The 21,404-nt window shown below is 60.0% G+C and carries 19 protein-coding genes; 7 read left to right on the top strand and 12 right to left on the bottom strand.

Annotated features, from left to right (window positions below; translation table 11 throughout):
* Nucleotides 1-144: 144 nt before the first annotated feature.
* The 3 genes from rho to GIW28_RS01215 all read right to left on the bottom strand — a co-directional run bounded on the left by rho (nt 145) and on the right by GIW28_RS01215 (nt 2,785).
* On the bottom strand, nt 145-1,404 hold the full coding sequence (gene rho / locus GIW28_RS01225) for a transcription termination factor Rho (RefSeq protein WP_003176825.1): 1,260 nt from the start codon (nt 1,402-1,404) through the stop codon (nt 145-147).
* Nucleotides 1,405-1,639: 235 nt separating this feature from the next.
* Nucleotides 1,640-1,969, bottom strand: coding sequence for a thioredoxin TrxA (trxA, locus tag GIW28_RS01220; RefSeq protein WP_003213989.1), 330 nt, complete (start codon nt 1,967-1,969; stop codon nt 1,640-1,642).
* A 120-nt stretch (nt 1,970-2,089) separates the two neighbouring features.
* Nucleotides 2,090-2,785, bottom strand: a complete 696-nt coding sequence (locus tag GIW28_RS01215) for a FadR/GntR family transcriptional regulator (protein ID WP_236446037.1) — start codon at nt 2,783-2,785, stop codon at nt 2,090-2,092.
* A gap of 256 nt (nt 2,786-3,041) precedes the next feature.
* Between GIW28_RS01215 and GIW28_RS01210 the strand changes: the two genes are divergently transcribed.
* From GIW28_RS01210 to GIW28_RS01195, 4 genes are read left to right on the top strand one after another with little or no spacing between them, the layout of a single operon-like run.
* On the top strand, nt 3,042-3,827 hold the full coding sequence (locus GIW28_RS01210; protein ID WP_017135251.1) for a transporter substrate-binding domain-containing protein: 786 nt from the start codon (nt 3,042-3,044) through the stop codon (nt 3,825-3,827).
* A gap of 14 nt (nt 3,828-3,841) precedes the next feature.
* Nucleotides 3,842-4,510 carry an amino acid ABC transporter permease gene (locus GIW28_RS01205; RefSeq protein ID WP_017135250.1) on the top strand — a complete coding sequence of 223 codons (669 nt, stop codon included), beginning with the start codon at nt 3,842-3,844 and terminating at the stop codon, nt 4,508-4,510.
* On the top strand, nt 4,507-5,157 hold the full coding sequence (locus GIW28_RS01200) for an amino acid ABC transporter permease (protein ID WP_017135249.1): 651 nt from the start codon (nt 4,507-4,509) through the stop codon (nt 5,155-5,157). Before GIW28_RS01205 ends, GIW28_RS01200 begins: the two co-directional genes overlap by 4 nt.
* Nucleotides 5,144-5,881: an amino acid ABC transporter ATP-binding protein gene (locus GIW28_RS01195; RefSeq protein WP_017135248.1), complete on the top strand. Its 738-nt coding sequence runs from the start codon at nt 5,144-5,146 to the stop codon at nt 5,879-5,881. The genes GIW28_RS01200 and GIW28_RS01195 overlap by 14 nt, the downstream gene beginning before the upstream one ends.
* A 4-nt stretch (nt 5,882-5,885) precedes the next feature.
* Here GIW28_RS01195 and GIW28_RS01190 read toward each other — a convergent pair whose 3' ends face one another.
* The 4 genes from GIW28_RS01190 to GIW28_RS01175 all read right to left on the bottom strand — a co-directional run bounded on the left by GIW28_RS01190 (nt 5,886) and on the right by GIW28_RS01175 (nt 10,424).
* Nucleotides 5,886-6,482 carry a hypothetical protein gene (locus GIW28_RS01190; RefSeq protein ID WP_017135247.1) on the bottom strand — a complete coding sequence of 199 codons (597 nt, stop codon included), beginning with the start codon at nt 6,480-6,482 and terminating at the stop codon, nt 5,886-5,888.
* Nucleotides 6,448-8,886, bottom strand: a complete 2,439-nt coding sequence (locus GIW28_RS01185) for a fimbria/pilus outer membrane usher protein (RefSeq protein ID WP_236458913.1) — start codon at nt 8,884-8,886, stop codon at nt 6,448-6,450. Before GIW28_RS01185 ends, GIW28_RS01190 begins: the two co-directional genes overlap by 35 nt.
* A 43-nt stretch (nt 8,887-8,929) precedes the next feature.
* A complete protein-coding gene (locus GIW28_RS01180) occupies nt 8,930-9,598 on the bottom strand; it encodes a fimbria/pilus chaperone family protein (protein WP_099550287.1) in 669 nt (222 codons plus the stop codon).
* 169 nt (nt 9,599-9,767) lie between these two features.
* Nucleotides 9,768-10,424, bottom strand: coding sequence for a DUF1120 domain-containing protein (locus GIW28_RS01175; protein ID WP_236447007.1), 657 nt, complete (start codon nt 10,422-10,424; stop codon nt 9,768-9,770).
* 477 nt (nt 10,425-10,901) lie between these two features.
* On the opposite strand from GIW28_RS01175, the gene ppx reads away from it, so the two are divergent.
* Nucleotides 10,902-12,404, top strand: a complete 1,503-nt coding sequence (gene ppx, locus GIW28_RS01170; RefSeq protein ID WP_056860774.1) for an exopolyphosphatase — start codon at nt 10,902-10,904, stop codon at nt 12,402-12,404.
* Nucleotides 12,405-12,568: 164 nt separating this feature from the next.
* Here the strand turns inward: ppx and ppk1 are convergent, their stop codons facing one another.
* Both ppk1 and hemB read right to left on the bottom strand, forming a co-directional pair.
* Nucleotides 12,569-14,791, bottom strand: a complete 2,223-nt coding sequence (gene ppk1, locus GIW28_RS01165) for a polyphosphate kinase 1 (protein ID WP_017135242.1) — start codon at nt 14,789-14,791, stop codon at nt 12,569-12,571.
* A gap of 18 nt (nt 14,792-14,809) precedes the next feature.
* A complete protein-coding gene (gene hemB, locus GIW28_RS01160; RefSeq protein WP_099550285.1) occupies nt 14,810-15,823 on the bottom strand; it encodes a porphobilinogen synthase in 1,014 nt (337 codons plus the stop codon).
* 208 nt (nt 15,824-16,031) lie between these two features.
* On the opposite strand from hemB, the gene GIW28_RS01155 reads away from it, so the two are divergent.
* Nucleotides 16,032-16,667, top strand: a complete 636-nt coding sequence (locus GIW28_RS01155) for a DedA family protein (RefSeq protein ID WP_026013544.1) — start codon at nt 16,032-16,034, stop codon at nt 16,665-16,667.
* Here the strand turns inward: GIW28_RS01155 and GIW28_RS01150 are convergent.
* Nucleotides 16,648-17,883 (bottom strand): sterol desaturase family protein, encoded by a 1,236-nt coding sequence (locus GIW28_RS01150; protein ID WP_017135240.1) that lies wholly within the window; start codon nt 17,881-17,883, stop codon nt 16,648-16,650. The two genes, GIW28_RS01155 and GIW28_RS01150, sit on opposite strands and share 20 nt — an antisense overlap.
* A gap of 116 nt (nt 17,884-17,999) precedes the next feature.
* On the opposite strand from GIW28_RS01150, the gene elbB reads away from it, so the two are divergent.
* Entirely contained in the window at nt 18,000-18,665 is a 666-nt protein-coding gene (gene elbB / locus GIW28_RS01145; protein ID WP_017135239.1) for an isoprenoid biosynthesis glyoxalase ElbB, read from the top strand.
* 187 nt (nt 18,666-18,852) lie between these two features.
* Here elbB and GIW28_RS01140 read toward each other — a convergent pair whose 3' ends face one another.
* Nucleotides 18,853-19,308, bottom strand: coding sequence for a YaiI/YqxD family protein (locus tag GIW28_RS01140; RefSeq protein ID WP_017135238.1), 456 nt, complete (start codon nt 19,306-19,308; stop codon nt 18,853-18,855).
* 2 nt (nt 19,309-19,310) lie between these two features.
* On the bottom strand, nt 19,311-21,206 hold the full coding sequence (locus GIW28_RS01135; RefSeq protein WP_017135237.1) for an FTR1 family protein: 1,896 nt from the start codon (nt 21,204-21,206) through the stop codon (nt 19,311-19,313).
* Nucleotides 21,207-21,404: the final 198 nt, after the last annotated feature.

The raw sequence follows: 21,404 nt of genomic DNA, 5'->3' as shown, positions 1-21,404 counted from the left end.
AGCCTGATACAAATTGAAGAGAGCGTAGGCGTACTCGCCATTTTTGTTTCTTTACTGACACTCTCGGCACACAAACCTCCCTGTTTGGCGCAAAAAAAATGGCACCCTTCAAGGGCACCATTTTCTCAGACCTGAACCGTAGTATTACTTACGCTTCATAGACAGGAAGAACTCGTCGTTGGTCTTGGTGGTTTTCAGCTTGTCGATGAGGAACTCGATGGCGGCTACTTCGTCCATCGGGTGCAGCAGCTTGCGCAGGATCCACATGCGCTGCAGTTCGTCGTCGGCGGTCAGCAACTCTTCACGGCGGGTGCCGGAGCGGTTGATGTTGATCGCAGGGAACACACGCTTTTCAGCGATACGACGGTCCAAAGGCAGTTCCATGTTACCGGTACCTTTAAACTCTTCGTAGATCACTTCATCCATCTTCGAGCCGGTTTCAACCAGCGCGGTGGCGATAATGGTCAGCGAGCCGCCTTCTTCGATGTTGCGCGCAGCACCGAAGAAACGCTTTGGTTTCTCCAGGGCGTGGGCATCGACACCACCGGTGAGTACCTTGCCGGAGCTTGGGATCACGGTGTTGTAGGCACGCGCCAGACGGGTGATGGAGTCGAGCAGGATCACCACATCCTTCTTGTGTTCGACCAGGCGCTTGGCCTTCTCGATCACCATTTCGGCAACCTGCACGTGGCGGGTTGGCGGCTCATCGAACGTCGAGGCAACCACTTCGCCGCGCACGGTGCGCTGCATTTCGGTTACTTCTTCCGGGCGCTCATCGATCAGCAATACGATCAGGTGAACTTCCGGGTTGTTACGCGCGATGTTCGCTGCAATGTTCTGCAGCATGATGGTCTTACCGGCTTTCGGCGGTGCGACGATCAGGCCGCGCTGGCCTTTGCCGATCGGGGCGCACAGGTCGATGACACGACCGGTCAAGTCTTCGGTGGAGCCGTTACCGGCTTCCATCTTCATGCGCACGGTCGGGAACAGCGGCGTCAAGTTCTCGAAGAGAATCTTGTTCTTCGCGTTCTCAGGACGATCGAAGTTGATCGTGTCGACCTTGAGCAGGGCGAAATAACGCTCGCCTTCCTTCGGAGGACGGATCTTGCCGACGATGGTGTCACCGGTGCGCAAGTTGAAGCGACGGATCTGGCTCGGCGAGACGTAGATATCGTCTGGGCCGGCGAGATAGGAAGCGTCTGCAGAGCGGAGGAAGCCGAAGCCGTCCTGGAGAATCTCCAGCACGCCATCACCGGAGATTTCCTCGCCGCTTTTCGCGTGCTTTTTGAGCAGGGAGAAAATCACGTCCTGCTTGCGCGAACGGGCCATATTTTCTATGCCCATTTCTTCGGCCAATTGGAGCAGGTCGGTAATCGGCTTTTGCTTGAGTTCAGTCAGATTCATATAGGAATGACGTAATCATTTATGGAGGGGGGAAATTAAGCTTTTGGCTTAATGAGGCCGCGCCGCAGAGAAGGCGACAGGATCGCGTACTAATCGAAAAGGAATGCGTCGGCGACGGCTTGCAGGGGGCAGTGGAGAAACCAGTGCGGGGCCGAATGTACCACCTGAATTTCGGAGCGTCTAGCCCTGTTTCACGAAAAAGCCCCGCTATTTTGCGGGGCTTTTTTGACGACGCTTAGATGTTCGCGTCGAGGAAAGCTTGCAGCTGGGACTTCGACAGCGCGCCCACTTTAGTGGCTTCGACGTTGCCGTTCTTGAACAGCATCAGGGTCGGGATACCACGCACGCCGTGTTTGGCCGGGGTTTCCTGGTTGTCGTCGATGTTCAGCTTGGCAATGGTCAGCTTGCCTTCGTAAGTAGTCGCAATGTCGTCCAGAACAGGGGCGATCATTTTGCAAGGGCCACACCATTCAGCCCAGTAGTCAACCAGTACCGGGCCTTGAGCCTTGAGTACTTCGGCCTCAAAGGTCGCGTCGGTGACGTGCTTGATAAGATCGTTGCTCATGGATGTCTCCGGATTGTAAGCAAAAAAAACGTGGCCCATCATAGCCGCCCTTCCCCCGTTCAGGAAGCCGCCTCTGATTGAGTCTTGCTATGGCGTTGCATGAGTTTGGGTATAGCCCACTCACGGCGTCACGGAAGTCACGAAGGCGATGCCCGTGCGCAATGCCGCATTGCGTACGTGTTCCTGCATGGTTTTCTGCGCCGCAGCACTGGCGCGCCTGGCCAGGGCACGCAGGATCTTGCGGTGCTCTTGCCAAGTCTCCATGGCCCGTTCCGGTCGGATGAACGGTAGCTTCTGGCTCTCCAGGAACACCTCGGCACTGGCACTCAGGATGCTCACCATCGCCTGGTTACCGCTGGCCAGCAGGATCCGCTGATGGAACTCGAAGTCCAGCCGGGCAGCGGCTTCGAAGTCGCCAGCCTTGAGCACTTTGCGCATGGCCTCGACATTGTCTTGCAGGCTGTCCAGCTCATCGAGAGTCAACGTCACTGCCGCCAACCCCGCGGCGAACCCTTCCAGGGCGTAGCGCAACTGGAAGATATCCAGGGGCGTGGCCTGGGCAGCGAAGGGCCAGGCGAACCCCGGCGCCTCTTGCACCTCTTGCACAAACACGCCTTTACCCGGCTGCACACTCACCACGCCCAATGCACTTAAAGACGACAACGCCTCACGCAACGATGCCCGACTCACGCCCAACTGTACCGCCAGGTCGCGCTGGGACGGCAACGCGTCACCCGCTGCAAAGCCCTGTTCCTTGATCAGTTTGCGGATGGCCTGCAGGGCCGCTTCCGGTACGGCTTGGGCGATGGAATTCATAGAAAACTCAAGGTTGCAGTCAACGGAGCGGCTAGTTGTAAAGCTATTCGCAGCCGGCGGCAAGCCGCGCCCCAAAGGGGCTCGCGAGGTTTTATCGGCGCTCGAAAAAGGTGCGAAAAACTCGCTCACTGTTCAGACCAGTAAGACCACCAGAACTCAACAAATACCAGCGTTCCAGGCCATTGGCGCCGTGATGGCATGGGCCGTGCAATGGCTCGAAACAGAATATTCCCGCGCCCTTCCCCGGAGAGTTGCCATGACCAAGCGCTACAGCGCCCTGCTCACTGCCCTGTTTGCCAGCCTGATGCTGAGCCAGGCGCCCGCCCATGCCAACGGTCTGGACGATATCGTCGCCCGTGGCACCCTCAAGGTTGCCGTGCCCCAAGACTTCCCGCCGTTCGGCTCGGTTGGCCCGGACATGAAACCCCGTGGCCTGGACGTCGACACCGCCAAGCTGCTGGCCGACCAGCTCAAGGTCAAGCTGGAACTGACCCCGGTGAACAGCACCAACCGTATCCCGTTTCTCACTACCGGCAAGGTCGACCTGGTGATTTCCAGCCTGGGCAAGAATGCCGAGCGCGAAAAGGTCATCGACTTCTCCAAGGCCTACGCGCCGTTCTACCTGGCCGTGTTCGGGCCACCTGATGCGGCCATCCACACCACCGATGACCTCAAGGGCAAGACCATCAGCGTGACCCGCGGCGCCATCGAAGACATCGAGCTGACCGCCGTCGCGCCCAAGGAAGCCACGATCAAGCGCTTCGAAGACAACAACTCAACCATCGCCGCCTACCTGGCCGGCCAGGTCGACCTGATCGCCAGCGGCAACGTGGTGATGGTGGCGATCAGCGAGCGCAGTAATAAACGTGGGCTGGAGCTGAAAGTGAAACTCAAGGATTCGCCGGTGTACGTGGGAGTTAACAAGAACGAGCCAGCGCTGCTGGAGAAGGTCAACCAGATCCTGGTCGCGGCCAAAGCCGATGGCAGCCTGGAAAAGAACGCGATGCAGTGGCTTAAAGAGCCACTGCCTGCCGATCTTTGATGCGGAGCTGATTCATGGCGTATCAATTTGACTTTGTGCCGGTGCTGGCCAATACCGACCTGCTGCTACGCGGCGCGCTGTTTACCCTTGAGCTGACGGCTATCGGCGCGATCCTCGGCGTGGCCCTGGGCACCGTCGGCGCTGTGGTGCGGGCATGGAAGATCCAGCCGTTTTCCTGGGTCTTCGGGGTGTATGTCGAGTTGATCCGCAACACGCCGTTTCTGGTGCAGTTGTTTTTCATCTTCTTCGGCCTGCCATCCCTGGGGCTGAAAATCACCGAGTGGCAAGCCGCCGTACTGGCGATGGTGATCAACCTGGGGGCGTACTCCACCGAGATCATTCGCGCCGGCATCCAGGCGGTCCCAAGCGGGCAGCTGGAAGCCGCAGCGGCATTGGCGATGACGCGTTTCGAGGCGTTTCGCCATGTGGTGCTGTTGCCGGCACTGGGCAAGGTGTGGCCGGCCCTGAGCAGCCAGATCATCATTGTGATGCTCGGCTCGGCGGTGTGTTCGCAGATCGCCACCGAAGAGCTGAGCTTTGCCGCCAACTTTATCCAGTCACGCAACTTCCGCGCGTTTGAAACCTACGCACTGACCACCCTGGTGTACCTGTGCATGGCGCTGATGATTCGCCAGTTGCTCAACTGGATCGGCCGTCGCTACGTGATGAGGAACAGCCGATGAGTGATTTCTCCTTCTGGGACATCGTGCGCAACCTCGCCACCGGCTTGCAATGGACCTTGCTGCTGTCGCTGGTGGCGTTTGTCGGTGGCGGCGTTATCGGTTTACTGGTGATGACGATGCGCATCAGCCGCAAAGCCTTCCCGCGCAATCTCGCGCGCACCTATATTGAACTGTTCCAGGGCACGCCGCTGTTGATGCAGCTGTTCCTGGTGTTTTTTGGCATCGCGCTGCTGGGTGTGGATATCTCGCCCTGGCTGGCGGCGGCGATTGCCTTGACCCTGTTTACCAGTGCTTACCTGGCCGAGATCTGGCGCGGCTGCGTCGAGTCGATTGCCCACGGGCAATGGGAAGCCTCGGCCAGCCTGGCGCTTAACCCGCTTGAACAACTGCGCTACGTGATCCTGCCGCAAGCCCTGCGCATTGCCGTGGCGCCCACCGTGGGCTTTTCGGTGCAGGTGGTCAAAGGCACCGCCGTGACCTCGATCATCGGTTTTACCGAACTGACCAAAACCGGCGGCATGCTCGCCAACGCTACCTTCGAGCCCTTTATGGTCTACGGCCTGGTGGCGCTCGGCTACTTCCTGCTCTGCTACCCCTTGTCCCTCAGTGCGCGCTACCTGGAAAGGAGACTGCATGCCTCTGCTTAGAATTTCCGCCCTGCATAAATATTACGGCGATCACCACGTACTCAAGGGCATCGACCTGACGGTTGAAGAAGGCCAGGTGGTGGCGATCATCGGCCGCAGTGGCTCGGGCAAGTCGACCTTGCTGCGTACCCTCAATGGCCTTGAATCGATCAACGACGGCGTAATTGAGGTCGACGGCGAATACCTCGACGCCGCCCGCGCCGACCTGCGCAGCCTGCGGCAGAAAGTCGGGATGGTGTTCCAGCAGTTCAACCTGTTCCCACACCTGACCGTGGGCGAGAACGTCATGCTCGCGCCACAAGTGGTGCAGAAAGTGCCCAAGGCCAAAGCCGCCCAGCTTGCCCGGCAGATGCTGGAGCGGGTGGGGCTGGGGGAAAAGTTTGATGCCTTCCCTGATCGTCTGTCCGGCGGCCAGCAGCAACGGGTCGCCATAGCCCGTGCGCTGGCCATGTCGCCCAAGGTGCTGCTGTGCGATGAAATTACCTCGGCACTGGACCCGGAGCTGGTCAATGAAGTGCTCAGTGTGGTGCGCCAATTGGCCAAGGACGGCATGACCCTGATCATGGTGACCCACGAAATGCGCTTTGCCCGGGAAGTCGGGGACAAGCTGGTGTTCATGCATCAGGGCAAGGTGCATGAAGTGGGCGACCCCAAGACCTTGTTCGCCAACCCAAAGACGCCGGAGTTCGCCAATTTCATCGGCTCGGTGGAGCAGCCGGGCTGATCGATTAACCGCCGGGCAACCATTCAAAGTGCCCCTGGCCTTCGAAGACGGTCTCGTGGCGCACTGAAAAGGCATCGGGCGGTAAATACGTGTCGATCTGCACTTGTGCTGAAAAGCGTGTGCCGGTCAGCGGCAAACCACCGGCTTTGGCTATCAGCACGTGACCGGGCAGTAAGTGCCCGCTGGTAGCCGTTTCTGTGGGCTGTGACGTACTCAGTTCAACGGCGCGACCATCGACCTGGGCATGCTTGAGGGCCAGGGTGAAGCTGCCCTGTCGGCCGAATCGATAGCCTTGCGTCCCCGCCGGAACACCCGTAAAGCGCAAGGCGACAGCCCCTGGTTCGGCACATACGACACTCAGCTGCAGCGTTCGCCTGCCCAGGATGATGGGCTGGCTTGCGAGCGGCTCGCCCAACAACTCCGCGCGCCGGAGCACGCCGTGGTCGACCCTTGGCTGGCTGAGGGAAAGGCGGCAGTCATTCGCCGAAGCCTCCGGGGCCGCTATCGCGAGCATGAACAACAAGCTAACGCCCAGGCACAGTCGACGCAGGGTGTATTGCGCCGATTCATTGGGCACGACATATCGCCGAAGCCGTTTCATAGAGCTTGTCCTCTGGGGATTGCGACTCAAGGTTCAGATGCAGCAGGCACGCGCGGGCAGAGCCCGGCGGCGAAACGCTGAGGATTTGCCCGTCATCCATGTTGTTCAAAAAGATCAGGCCCTCACCCACCACATTGGTCAGGTAGGTGTTGTCCGGGCCAAACACGGCAGAGCCCTGGGGCAGAGGTGTACCTTGCTCATCGCGCACCTCAAGCAGTACCCGGCGAACATTCACCACTTGGAAATCCACGGTATTGAATGATCCGCGCCCGACGGCGAGGATTTTGGTGCCGTTCTTGAGATCGACCCGCTTGGGCAAGGACTGGGTCTGCACCTCCAGGTGGCTGGTGGTATAGGCCGGCAAGCCGGGAATCACCGCATGCCCACGGTAATCGGTCCACACCGGGCCTTGTGGGGTCGTAACCTTGGCCGCTGACACTTCCCCCACCGAAAGCACACCAAAGGTGTCCTGCACTGCGTAGGGGGAAAAGGTCAGGCCGCGCGCGTGAGCCACCACGGCACCCTGCAGTTGCCCGCTGTAGCTGGTGCTCGTGGGCGTGCGGTTCACGCCCAGGCCCACACGGGTGTAGCGCGGCATCACGTCAACATTCGCGCGAACCGCTTGCTGGCGCTCCTGCAGATCCCGCTCAACCCCCACTTCGTAGTTCACATACTCATTGACCCGCTCGGACAATGCCGTGCCCATATCGGCACGGCCATTGCGGCGACTGGCGTAGGACGTCAGGCGGCGATCTTCTCCAAAGGGCACCGTGACCTGCAGGCGCAAGGACAGCCCCTCCGGCGTGACCTCATCACGTGTTTCTCGCTCACGGCTTGCGGTCTTGCGCCGCCGCGAAGCGCCCACCTGCGAGTCGGCGATCAACGCTACATCCACCTGCCTGAACCCCTTGTTCCACGAGGCAAATACATGTTCGGCAAGCTGCCCATCAAACTGCGTACTGCGTGAGTAGCTGACTGAAAAAGCCCCCAAGGTCGGTTCTGCCCAGTTGAACCCTACCGTGTACTGATTCTGGAAACGGGTCTGCAGATCATTTTTTTTCAAACCCGGGCCTGCCTCGAGGACATCGCGATAACCTGGGCTTTGGGTCGTCGCACTCAGGCTCATCTCAACACCCGCCACCAACGGGCTGCTCAGGGATACGGCACGGCGGCTACCGTTCACACCCGCCTCACCATCGCGCGAGATGTTTTGCCGAGCACTGACGGTAACCCGCTGGAAAAACACACTGCTCATAGTGCCGCCGGCCGACTGGTACTCATCTGTACTCAATAAACCGAACCCCAGGGATGACTGCCGGCCAAGCCCCCAGGTGCCGCTGCCCATGACAACAGTCGGCGCCTCGCGGCCCTCGCTCAGCTGTTCACGTACCTTGCCAAGGGCGAAGTCAAAGCCTGGGGTTACGGCAATAGCCGCACCAAAGGAAGCCGCCGGCACCACGAAACTGCGTGTGCCGCCCCGCGTGCCGATAACGCTGACCTCCAGGTCACTGGTGCCATTGAGCAAAGGCAAGCCTGTCAGGCTGAACGGCCCCTCGGGCACTAACGTGGTATGGATCAGCGCACCGGACTGGCGCACCTCGACACGCGCCTGGCTGTGAGCCAAACCCTCCACCACCACACCATGATTGGCGCCGGCGCGGGAGACACCATCAGGAAACAGCTGTAACCCCGATAGCTGAATCCCACCGAACACCGGGCTTCGGGTAGAGATCTGGCCCACCTGGAAAGTTGACTGCAACGCCGCGATATCACGCTGGGCGTAGGCCTGCACATGCTCGCTGCTGCTTTTGCCGTTATCAGAAATATAGAACTGCCGGCTGCGGACCACCCAATTACCCAGGTTGAATCCCGCCTCGGTATAAGCCGAAACGAACCGGCTGGGGCCACTGCGCGACTGGGTCTGAAACCCGAGCACATCGTAGTTGAACAACGCCGCCGCACCGCCCTCGGAAAAACCTCCCACTTCCCATTCAGGCTCACGCAAGGACTGGGTAGGCACAACCAGCACCACTTCTTCGCTGCCCGGCTGCAACCTGACGATGGTCGCGGGGAACTCACCCACGAAATCGTGACAGGCCTGATCCGCCGAGATGCCCGATTGCACGATCGCCAAGGGCACTTTAAGGCCAGCTTTCTCCAGCAAACCCTGGGTAAAACACAGCTGCCCCTGATAATCGAAACGGGCCTCGACCAACCCCAGGGAATTCCCGTTGACCCGCAGCCCCACTATCTGCCTGCCCTCACGAAACCGCGCCGCACTGCGAAAGTAGTCGGAGACCTTCGGGTCGATGCCATAGCTGGCCAGGACAGCCAGATCAAAGCCCTCTCCCAACTCGACTGCCAAAGCAAAACCGGGAGCACCCCACAAGGCTGCCAACCCCATGAAAAGCCCCGGGCGGCGAACCGTCAGTCCAGTCATCGAACGCTTAGCGCCCATGACCCAGAACATCTGCCTGGTAGTCATCGACAGCAAACCCAAAGGTCGTGGCCGGCTGCAGCACCACCGAGGACACCTCGGCCACAGGCCCTTGGGTATTGAGCGTCAACACCTCACCCGGCAGGATATAAGTGCGGGGCAGCAAGCCGGTTTGTTTCAGCGGATTAAGCTGCACTTCCAATCCCATGCGCACCACATAGGCACTGTCGTTATGCACGCTCAAGCGATCACCCCGGCGCTTCCACTTGAGCAGTTCCCAAGGTGCCTGGTGCCGGGGCAAACCTGCCGGGTGCAGGATCAGCGGCAAGTTTTGACGCAGGGTGATACCAATGGTCGCACCACCTGGCTCACGCGCCTGGGGAATCCCCTCGAAGGACACGCGCTTGAGGCGTTGAGTCTTGAGCGGCGACTTCAGGGTGCTGATAAAACGGACCAGTTGCGTTTCCCCTGGCTCCACGCGAGCAATGGGCGGGGTGACGATCAACAGGGTTTCAAGATCCTCGGGCACATTTTCTATGACGGAGTGCAGTAACGCAGGGGTTGGATCAGTGTTTTTTATATTGATCGTGGCTTCGCCATTCTCCTCATAAAGAATGACAACCGTTGTTTCAGGCAACATACCGTCGGCATGGGCTACGCCATACAGCAACAAAGCCATACAACACGATATGAAACCAATTATTCTTGAAAGACCGTTCACCGAGTTCTCCCTGGAACATTCACAAACAAATGAGTACGTGTAATTGCACAGCCACATGAAAACAGCCGATAACTAATAAGAGTCCCCCTGACTGACTCTGCCTCGCTATCGACTGTTGCTCAAACGTTTAGATGTAATCCAGAACCAGCGTCGCGTGACCATCCAACGCAATATTGCCGGTAAGGTTCAGATCACTTGCGCGATTGATCACCGCTTTGACGGCAATAACACCGGTTAGCTGAGAGATCGAAGCTGGCGCATTGACAGCGCCGTTACGCCAGGAATGCTGGTTAGGTGTCTGGGAAACCTTACCGTCGCTGGCTTGCCAGGCTGCGTCCTTGCTCGACCGTACAATCGGGTTGAGCGCCACACCGTTGGACGTCAGGTTTCTGAGGATGACCGAATAGCCGCCGGTGCGCCTGCCACCATACGTACCGAGACCATAGTTTTGGGCTTCGGTGTAGCCAGCGCCCAATATGCCAGTAACTTTACTGGAGGCCCGCAAGTCAGTGACAGACAAGAAAAACCTGGCAGGTGTAGTACCGCAATTGACGACCAGCGAAGTGGAACGCTCGGCAAGTGGGTTGAAATTCGTCTGGGACAATTGATTGGCTCGAATCGTGCCATAGTCGATAACCCCGCCGGCGCTAACGCTCATACTGCAAGCCGCCGGAATAATGGTGCCCTTGACGATCAGGTTGCCGGTCGGGTTGGTAGTTGCATAGGCGCCTACACTGGCAAACAGGCACGCAATCCCCACGGCCAAACCAAATACTTTTTTCATCTTTTACCCGTCATTAGAAGTTAACAGACGTTACTTATTAAAGGCTGAAAAGCTCCGCTTCTAAAACACGACATTCCCTGACATAAAACGCCATAAACAAATAACACCACGGCATCATTGCCGACGGGCAGTCTCGCTTGTAAGTGACCTAAAAAAGAATAGGAGAGCACGTCAACTGCTGTCCGAATACAACAAAAACATGACCACCCTTTTCAACTGCATCAGTAGTCATAACTAAAAAACCGAGCAGAACAAATACAAAACCCTTGTAAGGAAAGTCCCGAGAGTTTTTATAGGCATAAATTTAATACCTCGTACCTAGCCTTAAGTTTATTCGCTAGAGCAAAGGAGAATCGCCCTACATCTCCAACAGGCATTGCCTCCCGCACCGACAGGAAGATTCCTGAAGCACAACGCGTTGGCGCCAGCGGTCGATCGTGGCACGATGGTCGGGTTATCGACCGAGACCCCCAAACCATGCCGCAATCCCAAGCCAAGAATTTGTCCCTGATCGCCGCCATCGACCTGGGCTCCAACAGCTTTCACATGGTCGTGGCCAAGGCCCAGAACGGCGAAATCCGCATCCTTGAGCGGCTCGGCGAGAAAGTTCAACTGGCTGCCGGCATCGACGACCAGCGCCAGCTCAATGAAGAATCCATGCAGCGCGGCCTCGACTGCCTCAAGCGTTTTGCCCAACTGATCAACGGCATGCCATTGGGCGCCGTGCGAATTGTCGGCACCAACGCCCTGCGTGAGGCGCGCAACCGTGTCGAATTCATCCGCCGCGCCGAAGAAATCCTCGGGCACCCGGTAGAAGTTATCTCCGGCCGGGAAGAGGCGCGCCTTATCTACCTGGGCGTGTCCCACACCCTGGCCGACACGCCCGGCAAGCGCCTGGTGGCGGATATCGGCGGCGGCAGTACCGAGTTCATCATCGGGCAAAGATTCGAGCCATTGCTGCGCGAGAGCCTGCAAATGGGCTGCGTGAGCTTTACCCAGCGCTATTTCAAGGACGGCAAGATCACCCCGGCCCGCTATGCCCAGGCCTACACGGCCGCGCGGCTGGAGATCATGAGCATCGAGCATGCGCTGCACCGCTTGACCTGGGATGAAGCCATCGGCTCGTCCGGCACCATCCGCGCCATCGGCCTGGCCCTCAAAGCCGGCGGCCATGGCACCGGTGAGGTCAACGCCGAAGGCCTGGCATGGCTCAAGCGCAAACTGTTCAAGCTGGGCGATGCCGAGAAAATCGACTTCGACGGCATCAAGCCCGACCGTCGTACCATCTTCCCGGCTGGCCTTGCGATTCTCGAAGCGATTTTCGACGCCCTCGAACTGCAACGTATGGACCACTGCGACGGCGCCCTGCGCGAAGGCGTGCTGTATGACCTGCTGGGCCGCCATCACCACGAAGACGTGCGTGAGCGCACCCTCACCTCGTTGATGGAGCGTTATCACGTCGACCTGGAACAAGCGGCCCGGGTGGAACGCAAAGCCCTGCACGCCTTTGACCAGGTAGCCGAGGACTGGGACCTGGAAGACGGCGTCTGGCGCGAACTGCTGGGCTGGGCCGCCAAGGTGCATGAAGTGGGCCTGGACATCGCCCACTACCATTACCACAAGCACGGCGCCTACCTGATCGAGCACTCGGACCTCGCCGGTTTCTCCCGCGAAGACCAACAGATGCTCGCCCTGCTGGTGCGTGGCCATCGCCGCAACATTCCCAAGGACAAATTTGCCGAGTTCGGCGACGAAGGCATAAAGCTGATCCGCCTGTGCGTGCTGCTGCGCTTTGCGATCCTGTTCCACCACATCCGTGGCACCCAGGAAATGCCCCAAGTCACCCTGCGCGCGCATGGCGACAGCCTGGACGTGGTGTTCCCCAAAGGCTGGCTGGATGAAAACCAGCTGACCCAGGCGGACTTTGCCCAGGAAGCGGAGTGGTTGACGCGGGTGGGGTTCAGCCTGAACTTGCGCTAAAGCGCGCTGCAAAACACAGGTGTGAGCGCGCTTGCTGTGGCGAGCAAGCTTGCTTGCGCTGGGGTGCGTAGCGCCCCCAAAAAGCCGGAGACTGCTGCGCAGTCAACGGGAGCAAGCTCCCTCGCCACAGCAAGCCCGCTCCCACATTAGGTCTGTGCAGGCTTTTAGTTCACCGCAAGAATCGGGCTACCCAGCTTCTCCAGCAACGTCGCCTGCGCACTGCGCGGGTTCTGGTTGCCGGTCGGGGTGTTGCGCACGTAGCGCCCGTCCGATTGCAGGCTCCAGCTGTGGGTGTTGTCGGTGAGGTAGCTTTCCAGCTCTTTCTTGACCCGCATGATCAGCTTCTTGCCTTCGACCGGGAAGCAGGTCTCCACACGCTTGTCGAGGTTGCGCTCCATCCAGTCGGCACTGGAGAGGAACATCTGTTCCTCGCCGCCATTGAGGAAGTAGAACACCCGCGTGTGCTCCAGGAAGCGGCCGATGATCGAGCGCACATGGATGTTATGTGACACACCCACAATGCCAGGGCGCAGGCAGCACATGCCACGCACCACCAGGTCGATGCGCACCCCGGACTGGCTGGCCTTGTACAGCGCGCGGATGATCTTCGGATCGGTCAGCGAGTTGAACTTGGCGATGATGTGCGCCGGCTTGCCGTCGAGGGCGAACTGGGTTTCGCGGGCAATCATGTCGAGCATGCCCTTCTTGAGCGTGAACGGCGCGTGCAACAGCTTCTTCATGCGCAAGGTCTTGCCCATGCCGATCAACTGGCTGAACAACTTGCCGACGTCCTCACACAAAGCGTCGTCGGAGGTGAGCAGGCTGTAGTCGGTGTAGAGCTTGGCGTTGCCGGCGTGATAGTTACCGGTGCCCAAGTGGGCATAACGCACGATCTCACCAGCTTCGCGACGCAGGATCAGCATCATCTTGGCGTGGGTCTTGAAGCCGACCACGCCGTAGATCACCACCGCACCGGCCGCTTGCAGGCGGCTGGCCAGTTGCAGGTTGGACTCTTCGTCAAACCGCGCACGCAGCTCGATCACCGCCGTGACTTCCTTGCCGTTACGCGCGGCGTCTACCAGCGCATCGACGATTTCCGAGTTGGCGCCGGAGCGGTACAGGGTCTGGCGCACCGCCAGAACATGCGGGTCTTTGGCGGCCTGGCGCAGCAGGTCGACCACTGGCGTGAAGGACTCGAACGGGTGCAACAGCAGGATGTCCTGCTTGCTCACCACGCTGAAAATGTTCTCGCTGTTTTGCAGCAGTTTCGGAATCTGTGGCGTGAACGGCGTGTATTGCAGCTCCGGGTGGCTGTCCAGGCCGGTGATGCTGAACAGACGTGTCAGGTTCACCGGGCCATTGACCTGATACAACTCGGACTCGGCCAGGTTGAACTGCTTGAGCAGGTAGTCCGACAGATGTTTGGGGCAGGTATCCGCCACTTCCAGACGTACCGCATCGCCGTAGCGCCGCGAGAACAGCTCGCCGCGCAGGGCACGGGCCAAGTCTTCGACGTCTTCGGAGTCCAGCGCCAGGTCGGCGTTACGGGTCAGGCGGAACTGGTAGCAGCCCTTGACCTTCATGCCCTGGAACAGGTCATCGGCGTGCGCGTGGATCATCGAAGACAGGAATACATAGTTATCGCCAGCGCCCCCTACTTCTTCCGGTACCTTGATGATCCGTGGCAACAGACGCGGCGCCGGGATGATCGCCAGGCCCGAATCGCGACCGAAGGCGTCGATGCCTTCCAGCTCGACGATAAAGTTGAGGCTCTTGTTCACCAGCAACGGGAACGGGTGCGTCGGGTCGAGGCCGATCGGGGTGATGATCGGTGAAATTTCGTCACGGAAGTAGCGACGCACCCAGGTCTTGATCTTGGTGGTCCAGTGACGACGACGGATGAAGCGGACCTGATGTTTTTCCAGTTCCGGCAGCAGGATGTCGTTGAGGATCGCGTATTGGCGGTCCACATGGCCGTGCACCAGTTCGCTGATGCGCGCCAGGGCCTGATGCGGCTGCAGGCCGTCGGCACCGGCTTGTTCGCGGGCAAAGGTGATTTGCTTTTTGAGGCCGGCAACGCGGATCTCGAAGAACTCGTCCAGGTTGCTGGAGAAGATCAGCAGGAATTTAAGCCGCTCCAGCAGTGGGTAGGACTCATCCAGCGCCTGCTCCAGCACGCGGATGTTGAATTGCAGTTGTGACAGCTCACGATGGATGTACAGGCTGCTGTCATCCAGGTTGGTCACCGCTGCCACCGGGGCCGGCGCGGGCGCTTCAGCCACCACAGCAGGCGCAGCCGGCTCCAGCTCCGGTGGGGTTTCGGCGATTTGTTCAACCACCGGGTGAGCGTCTTTTACAGCAACTTCGGAGAGTCCTTCGGTATTCATCGAGTGTTCCTGTGAGGGCTATTGTTGCTCTCTAAGCAATTGGGCAGCGCGGGCGGCGAAGTAGGTCAGAATGCCATCAGCACCCGCACGTTTAAAGGCAGTCAGGGATTCGAGGATCACCCCTTCACTCAACCAACCATTCTGGATCGCGGCCATGTGCATGGCGTATTCACCGCTGACCTGATAGACAAAGGTCGGCACCTTGAATTCCTCTTTGACCCGATAAAGGATGTCCAGATACGGCATCCCGGGCTTGACCATCACCATGTCGGCGCCTTCGGCCAGGTCGGCCGCCACTTCGTGCAGCGCTTCATGGCTGTTGGCCGGGTCCATCTGGTACGAGGCCTTGTTGGCCTTGCCCAGGTTCAACGCCGAACCCACCGCATCGCGGAACGGGCCGTAATAGGCGCTGGCGTACTTGGCCGAGTAGGCCATGATGCGCACATTGACGTGGCCGGCCAGTTCCAGGGCTTCGCGGATCGCCTGGATGCGGCCGTCCATCATGTCCGACGGTGCCACCACCTGGGCGCCTGCTGCTGCATGGGACAAGGCCTGCTTGACCAGCGCATCAACGGTGATGTCGTTCTGAACATAGCCGTCTTCGTCGAGAATGCCATCCTGGCCGTGGGTGGTGAACGGGTCCAGCGCCACGTCGGTGATTACACCCAGTTCCGGGAAACGCTCACGCAAAGCCCGGGTGGCGCGCTGGGCGATGCCTTCCGGGTTCCAGGCTTCGGCGGCGTCGAGGGACTTGAGCTCGGCCGGTGTCACCGGGAACAGCGCCAATGCCGGAATCCCCAGTTCAACCCAACCGGCTGCCTCTTCAAGCAGCAAATCAATGGTCAAGCGCTCCACGCCCGGCATCGACGCCACAGCCTCCCGACGATTTTCGCCGTCCAGCACAAACACCGGCAGGATCAGGTCATTCGGCGTCAGTACATTTTCACGTACAAGGCGGCGAGAAAAATCATCACGGCGATTGCGTCGCAGACGGGTGGCGGGGAACAGGCGATTGGCAGGGGTAAAGCTCACGACAGACTCCTGAGCCCGCGTTTACGGGCGAGCGTTGCAGTTATAAGCGGCCATTATGACGAAGGAATGACAGTTGTGCTTATCGATGCGACCTGTAGTCGCATTCGTCGTTTATGTAGGAATTGTTCACTTCGTGACACATCTCGATACTTTCATGAATGTTCACGAAGGCGTAGGCTGCGCGTTCATTTCGCCAGCACCCCAGACCATGCTTCAACAATTTCTGCATGACTTCGGCTACTTTGCGCTCTTCCTGGGCACCTTCTTTGAAGGCGAAACCATTTTGGTTCTCGCAGGCTTCCTGGCGTTCCGTGGCTACATGGATATCAACCTGGTGGTGGTCGTTGCCTTTTTTGGCAGCTATGCCGGCGACCAGCTGTGGTATTTCCTGGGGCGCAAACACGGGCGCAAGCTGCTGGCGCGCAAGCCGCGTTGGCAATTGATGGGTGACAAGGCCCTGGAACATATCCGCAAGCACCCGGATATCTGGGTGCTGAGCTTCCGCTTCGTTTATGGGTTGCGCACCGTGATGCCGGTGGCGATTGGCCTGTCGGGCTACCCGCCGGCCCGCTACTTGATCCTCAACGGCATCGGCGCCGCCATCTGGGCCGCGGCATTGGGCGCGGCGGCCTACCACTTCGGCGCGGTGCTGGAAGGCATGCTCGGCAGCGTCAAGAAATACGAGCTGTGGGTGCTGGGCGCGTTGCTATTGCTGGGCTTTGGCCTGTGGCTGCGCCGGCGCTTCAAGAACGCGCGTATCGCCCGCGAAGCCTGTGCTGAGGCCAAGGCCCGGCTGGCTGCCGAGCAGGCGCCGGAGCAACCGCCTAAGACGCCAGTCGAGTAAGCCGGCTTCTGCAACAGTAGAGGCCGATCGCACTGAGCAAGCTGTAACTCACCAGGCCCAGCCAGCCCAGGCTGCTGGCCGGCCACAAGCCGACCAGCGGCGCCAGCCACACCAACGGCACATTCAGTCCCAGGCGCACCAGCTCGGCTTTCAGCGCCCACGGCCGATTCTCCAGGGCCACGCCCAAGGTGAACAGCCCCAGCGCCATCGCACTCCAGCCCAGCACCAGCGCCGCCGTGGGCAGCCCCTCGCCGAAATTCATCAGGTAACTGCCAAACCCTACATACGCTGCAAATTGCAGGGCGATATAAACCTGCTGGCGCGCGTCCAGCGGCACCTCGAATTTGCGGAACTGGCTCAAATCGGGCTTGGCCATCGGGTACTTGGCTTTCACGTCCGCCGGGCGCCAGCCGGTGCGCATGAACCAGATACGCAGCTTGTCCCACCAGCTCTCAGTGCGCCGCGCATCACTCCACAACTGTGCATAAAACTGCAGGTTGGCCCATAGCGGGTTCCAACTGGCCAACGGCGTGGTCACGCCGAAGATCACCGGCTCGTTATCGTCTTCTTCCTGGAAGCTGCCGAACAGGCGGTCCCAAATAATGAACACCCCGCCGTAGTTGCGATCCATGTAGAGAGCGTTTTGCGCATGGTGGGCACGATGATTGGACGGCGTGACGAAAAACCACTCGAACCAGCCGAGCTTGGGCACGTGACGGGTGTGTACCCAGAATTGATACAGGAGATTGAGCGAGGCCACGCTGATAAACACCACCAGCGGCACGCCCACGACGGCCAGGGGCAAGTAGAAGATCCAGCTCAGCAGGAAGCCGGTACTGGTCTGGCGCAACGCGGTGGTGAGGTTGTAGTCCTCGCTCTGGTGATGCACCGAGTGCGCAGCCCAGAGGATGTTGCGCTCATGGCCGCAGCGGTGCAGCCAGTAGTAACAGAAGTCGTAAAACACAAAGGCGAACACCCAGGTCCACACGCTTTGGGCAGGCAGCTCAATCAGCGCCAGGTGCTTGAGGGCAAACGCGTAGGTCAGCAGGCCCACACCTTTGGTCAACAACCCGGTGGTGGTGGACAGCACACCAGTGCTGAGGCTGTTGATAGCGTCCGCCACCCGATAATTGCGTTCACCGCGCCAGCGATCGGCCAGCAGCTCGACCACGATCAAGGCAATAAAAAACGGTACCGCGTAAGGCACGAAGTCCATGGGCTAGTCCGATGTATTTTTGTTACATCAAGATTAGGTGTAGCCGCAGGAGATCCCATTGGCAACAGGTGACAAATTAGTAGACATTTAACGCCACAAAAACAGGAGAGATGCCCATGAGCAAAAAGATTGCAGTGATCCTTTCCGGCTGCGGCGTGTACGACGGCGCAGAGATTCATGAAAGTGTGATCACGCTGCTGCGCCTGGATCAGCGCGGCGCTCAGGTCCAATGTTTTGCGCCAGACATTGCGCAGCTGCACGTGATCAACCACCTTACCGGTGAAGAGATGCCCGAGTCGCGCAATGTGCTGGTGGAGTCGGCGCGCATCGCTCGAGGTGAGGTGAAAGACATTCGTGAAGCCAACGCCGACGAGTTCGACGCACTGATCGTGCCTGGCGGGTTTGGCGCAGCGAAGAATCTCTCGAACTTTGCCGTGGAGGGCGCCGGTTGCAGCGTCAACCCGCAAGTGCTGGAGCTGGCCGAAGCCTTTGCCGAAGCCGGCAAGCCTGTGGGACTGATCTGCATCTCGCCAGCCCTGGCCGCAAAAATCTACGGCCCCGGCGTGACCTGCACCATCGGCAACTGCCCCGACACGGCGGCGGCCCTGGACAAGATGGGCGCCACTCATCAGGAGTGCGCTGTCGAGGATATCGTCGAGGACAAGGCCCGCAAGCTGGTGACCACGCCGGCCTACATGCTCGGCAAGCGCATCAGCGAGGTGGCGTCAGGCATCAACAAGTTGGTGGATCGCGTGCTGGAACTGACCCACGAGAATGATTAACCCGCGATAAATGGGGTGGCGAGCAGGCTTGCCCTGCGCTGGGTGGCGAAGCCGCCCCAATTCAGGCAGCGCGGTGTGTCAGGCTGTGCGAGGTTGTGGGGTCTGGGGCTGCTGCGCAGCCCAACGCAGGGCAAGCCTGCTCGCCACAACAAGCCCAACTGCTACAACAAACCCATTCACTGCAAGGTCAGGCCTGGCGCATTAATCGGGTGAGGATACGGTCCAGCGCATTGGCAAACGCCTGCTTGTCCTTTTCACCATGGGGCGGTGGGCCGCCGCCCATCTGGCCCTGCTCACGCAGGTCGGTGAACAGGTTGCGCACCGCCAGCCGTTCACTCATGTTCGCCGGGCTGAACTCCTTGCCGCGGGGGTCGAGGGCTGTGACGCCCTTCTTCACCAGGCGGTCGGCCAACGGCACGTCGCTGCAGATCACCAACTCACCGGGCACGGCGTGCTCCACCAGATAGTCATCCGCCGCGTCCGGGCCGCTGGGCACCACGATCAGCTTCACACAGGCAAAGCTCGGCTTGATCTGGCTCTGACCCGCCACCAGCACCACTTCGAACTGGCGCTTGAGCGCGAACTTCACCACTTGGTCCTTGGCTGCTCGCGGGCAGGCGTCTGCATCGATCCACACCCGCATGCTTATGCCACCACTCGACGCTTCTCGGCCAGGCGACTGCGGCCGTACAGCACCACAATCGCCAGGATCGCCACAGCCTGCGCACTCAACGAGTACGCATCGGCGTGAATGCCCAGCCAGTCGAAATCAAAGAACGCCACCGGCCGTGTGCCGAAGATGCCCGCTTCCTGCAAGGCCTTGACGCCGTGCCCGGCGAACACCACCGACAGCGCGCACAGCAGCGCCGCGTTGATACCGAAGAACAACGCCAGCGGCAGTTTCGCCGAGCCGCGCAGGATCACCCACGCCAACCCTACCAGTAGCACCAGCGCCGTGGCGCCGCCCGCCAGTACCGCGTTGTGCCCGGCAGGGCCCGCTTGCAGCCACAGGGTTTCGTAGAACAGGATCACCTCGAACAGCTCGCGATAGACCGAGAAAAACGCCAGCATCGCAAAACCGAAACGCCCCCCTCCGCCGACCAGGCTGCTCTTGATGTAATCCTGCCAGGCCGCCGCGTGGCGTCGGTCATGCATCCATACGCCCAGCCACAACACCATCACACTGGCGAACAACGCCGTGCAGCCTTCGAGCAATTCGCGCTGGGCGCCGCTCACGTCGATCACATATGCCGCCAGTGCCCAGGTCGCCAAGCCAGCCAGCAGCGCCAAACCCCAGCCGACGTTGACACTGCGCACCGCCGATTGCTGGCCGGTGTTACGCAGGAACGCCAGGATCGCCGCCAGTACCAGGATCGCCTCAAGGCCTTCGCGCAGCAGAATCAGCAAACCAGAGATGTAGCTCAGCGACCAGCTCAGGCCATCACTGCCCAACAATCCGGCGGATTCGGTGAGTTTGCCTTTGGCCACGTCCAGGCGCTGTTGCACCTGCTCGACCGGCAGGCCGTCCTGCAACGACTGCCGGTAGGCCATCAAGGCTTTCTCGGTGTCTTTACGCACGTTGGCGTCGACGTTATCCAGGGAGCTTTCTACCAGCTCAAAGCCTTCCAGGTACGCTGCGACCGAAAGGTCATAGGCCTGTTCGTGATCGCCGTTGCGGAACGCGGCGAGGCTCTTGTCCAACGTGGTCGCGGTGTAGTCGAGCAACTGCGCCGGGCCACGCTTAACCTGTGGCGGCTGCGCACGCTGGGCGCGGAACGTCGCGGCAGCGGCTGGGCCACTGGCTGCCAGCACCTCGTTGGGGGTTTGGCGAGCGAGGTCGGCAAGGTTGAAAGGCTGTTCGCTTTTGGCGGCAGCCGGGTCGGCGGTGAAGCCTGCAATGTAGGTGGCCAGGTCCCAGCGCTGACGGTCATCCAGTTGGTCGGCGAAGGACGGCATGTCGGTGCCTTCAACACCCAGGCCCAACGTGTTGTAAATCGCGTAGAGACTCAGGCGGTCCAGACGTACCGCATCGCGCAGGTTCGCTGGCGGCGGCGTCATGCCCGTGGACGCCGGGCCATCACCCGCACCGGCAGTACCGTGGCACACCGAGCAGTGCTGGGCGTACAGCGGCGCACCCCGCGCAGGGTCTGGCGTGATAGCCGGTGCCTGGCTGACTTCATAGGCCACCGCCAACTTGGCGCCCAGCTGACGGGCTTGGCGGGCGACGGTCGCGCCGTCCTGGTGAGCGGATACAGCCGCTAACAATTCGTCGACGCCCTTGACCAACTCGGCGCGCTCCGGCCTTTGCGGCAGCTCGGCCACCAGCCCCTGCAACACCCCGAGAAACTCTACTTGTTCGCGATATTCGGATTCATCGATAACCTTGCCCGCCTCCACCGTCGGAGGGTAGTCAGCGCCAATGTAGTCCAACAAATGCAGGGCTTGTGGGGCGCCCTCGGCAGTCGCGGCCAGCAGGTTGAAGCTGCATGACATCAAGGCTGGCAGCAGCAACCAGGCGAGAAAACGGATGGGGGCAATCATGAATGAATCTCAAAGGGAAATACGAAGTAACACATTGTTGAATTTTAAAGCGTTTGACTCAAGGCGTTCGTGATTTGGCGCCTGTGAGCCCCGTGCAATCAAGAGACAAGCAATGGCATCTCAGCGCCACTTGCAGCGGCAAAAAGCCATTGTTTTGCCAGCAATGACGCCTATAATGCCGCGCCCTGTTATTGCAAA

The organism is Pseudomonas sp. PA-5-4B (assembly GCF_021606215.1).
In the GTDB taxonomy this organism is placed as follows: Bacteria; Pseudomonadota; Gammaproteobacteria; order Pseudomonadales; family Pseudomonadaceae; genus Aquipseudomonas; species Aquipseudomonas edaphica.
The sequence above is the reverse complement of the archived record's forward strand: the minus strand, read 5'-3'. Positions and strand labels throughout refer to the sequence as shown.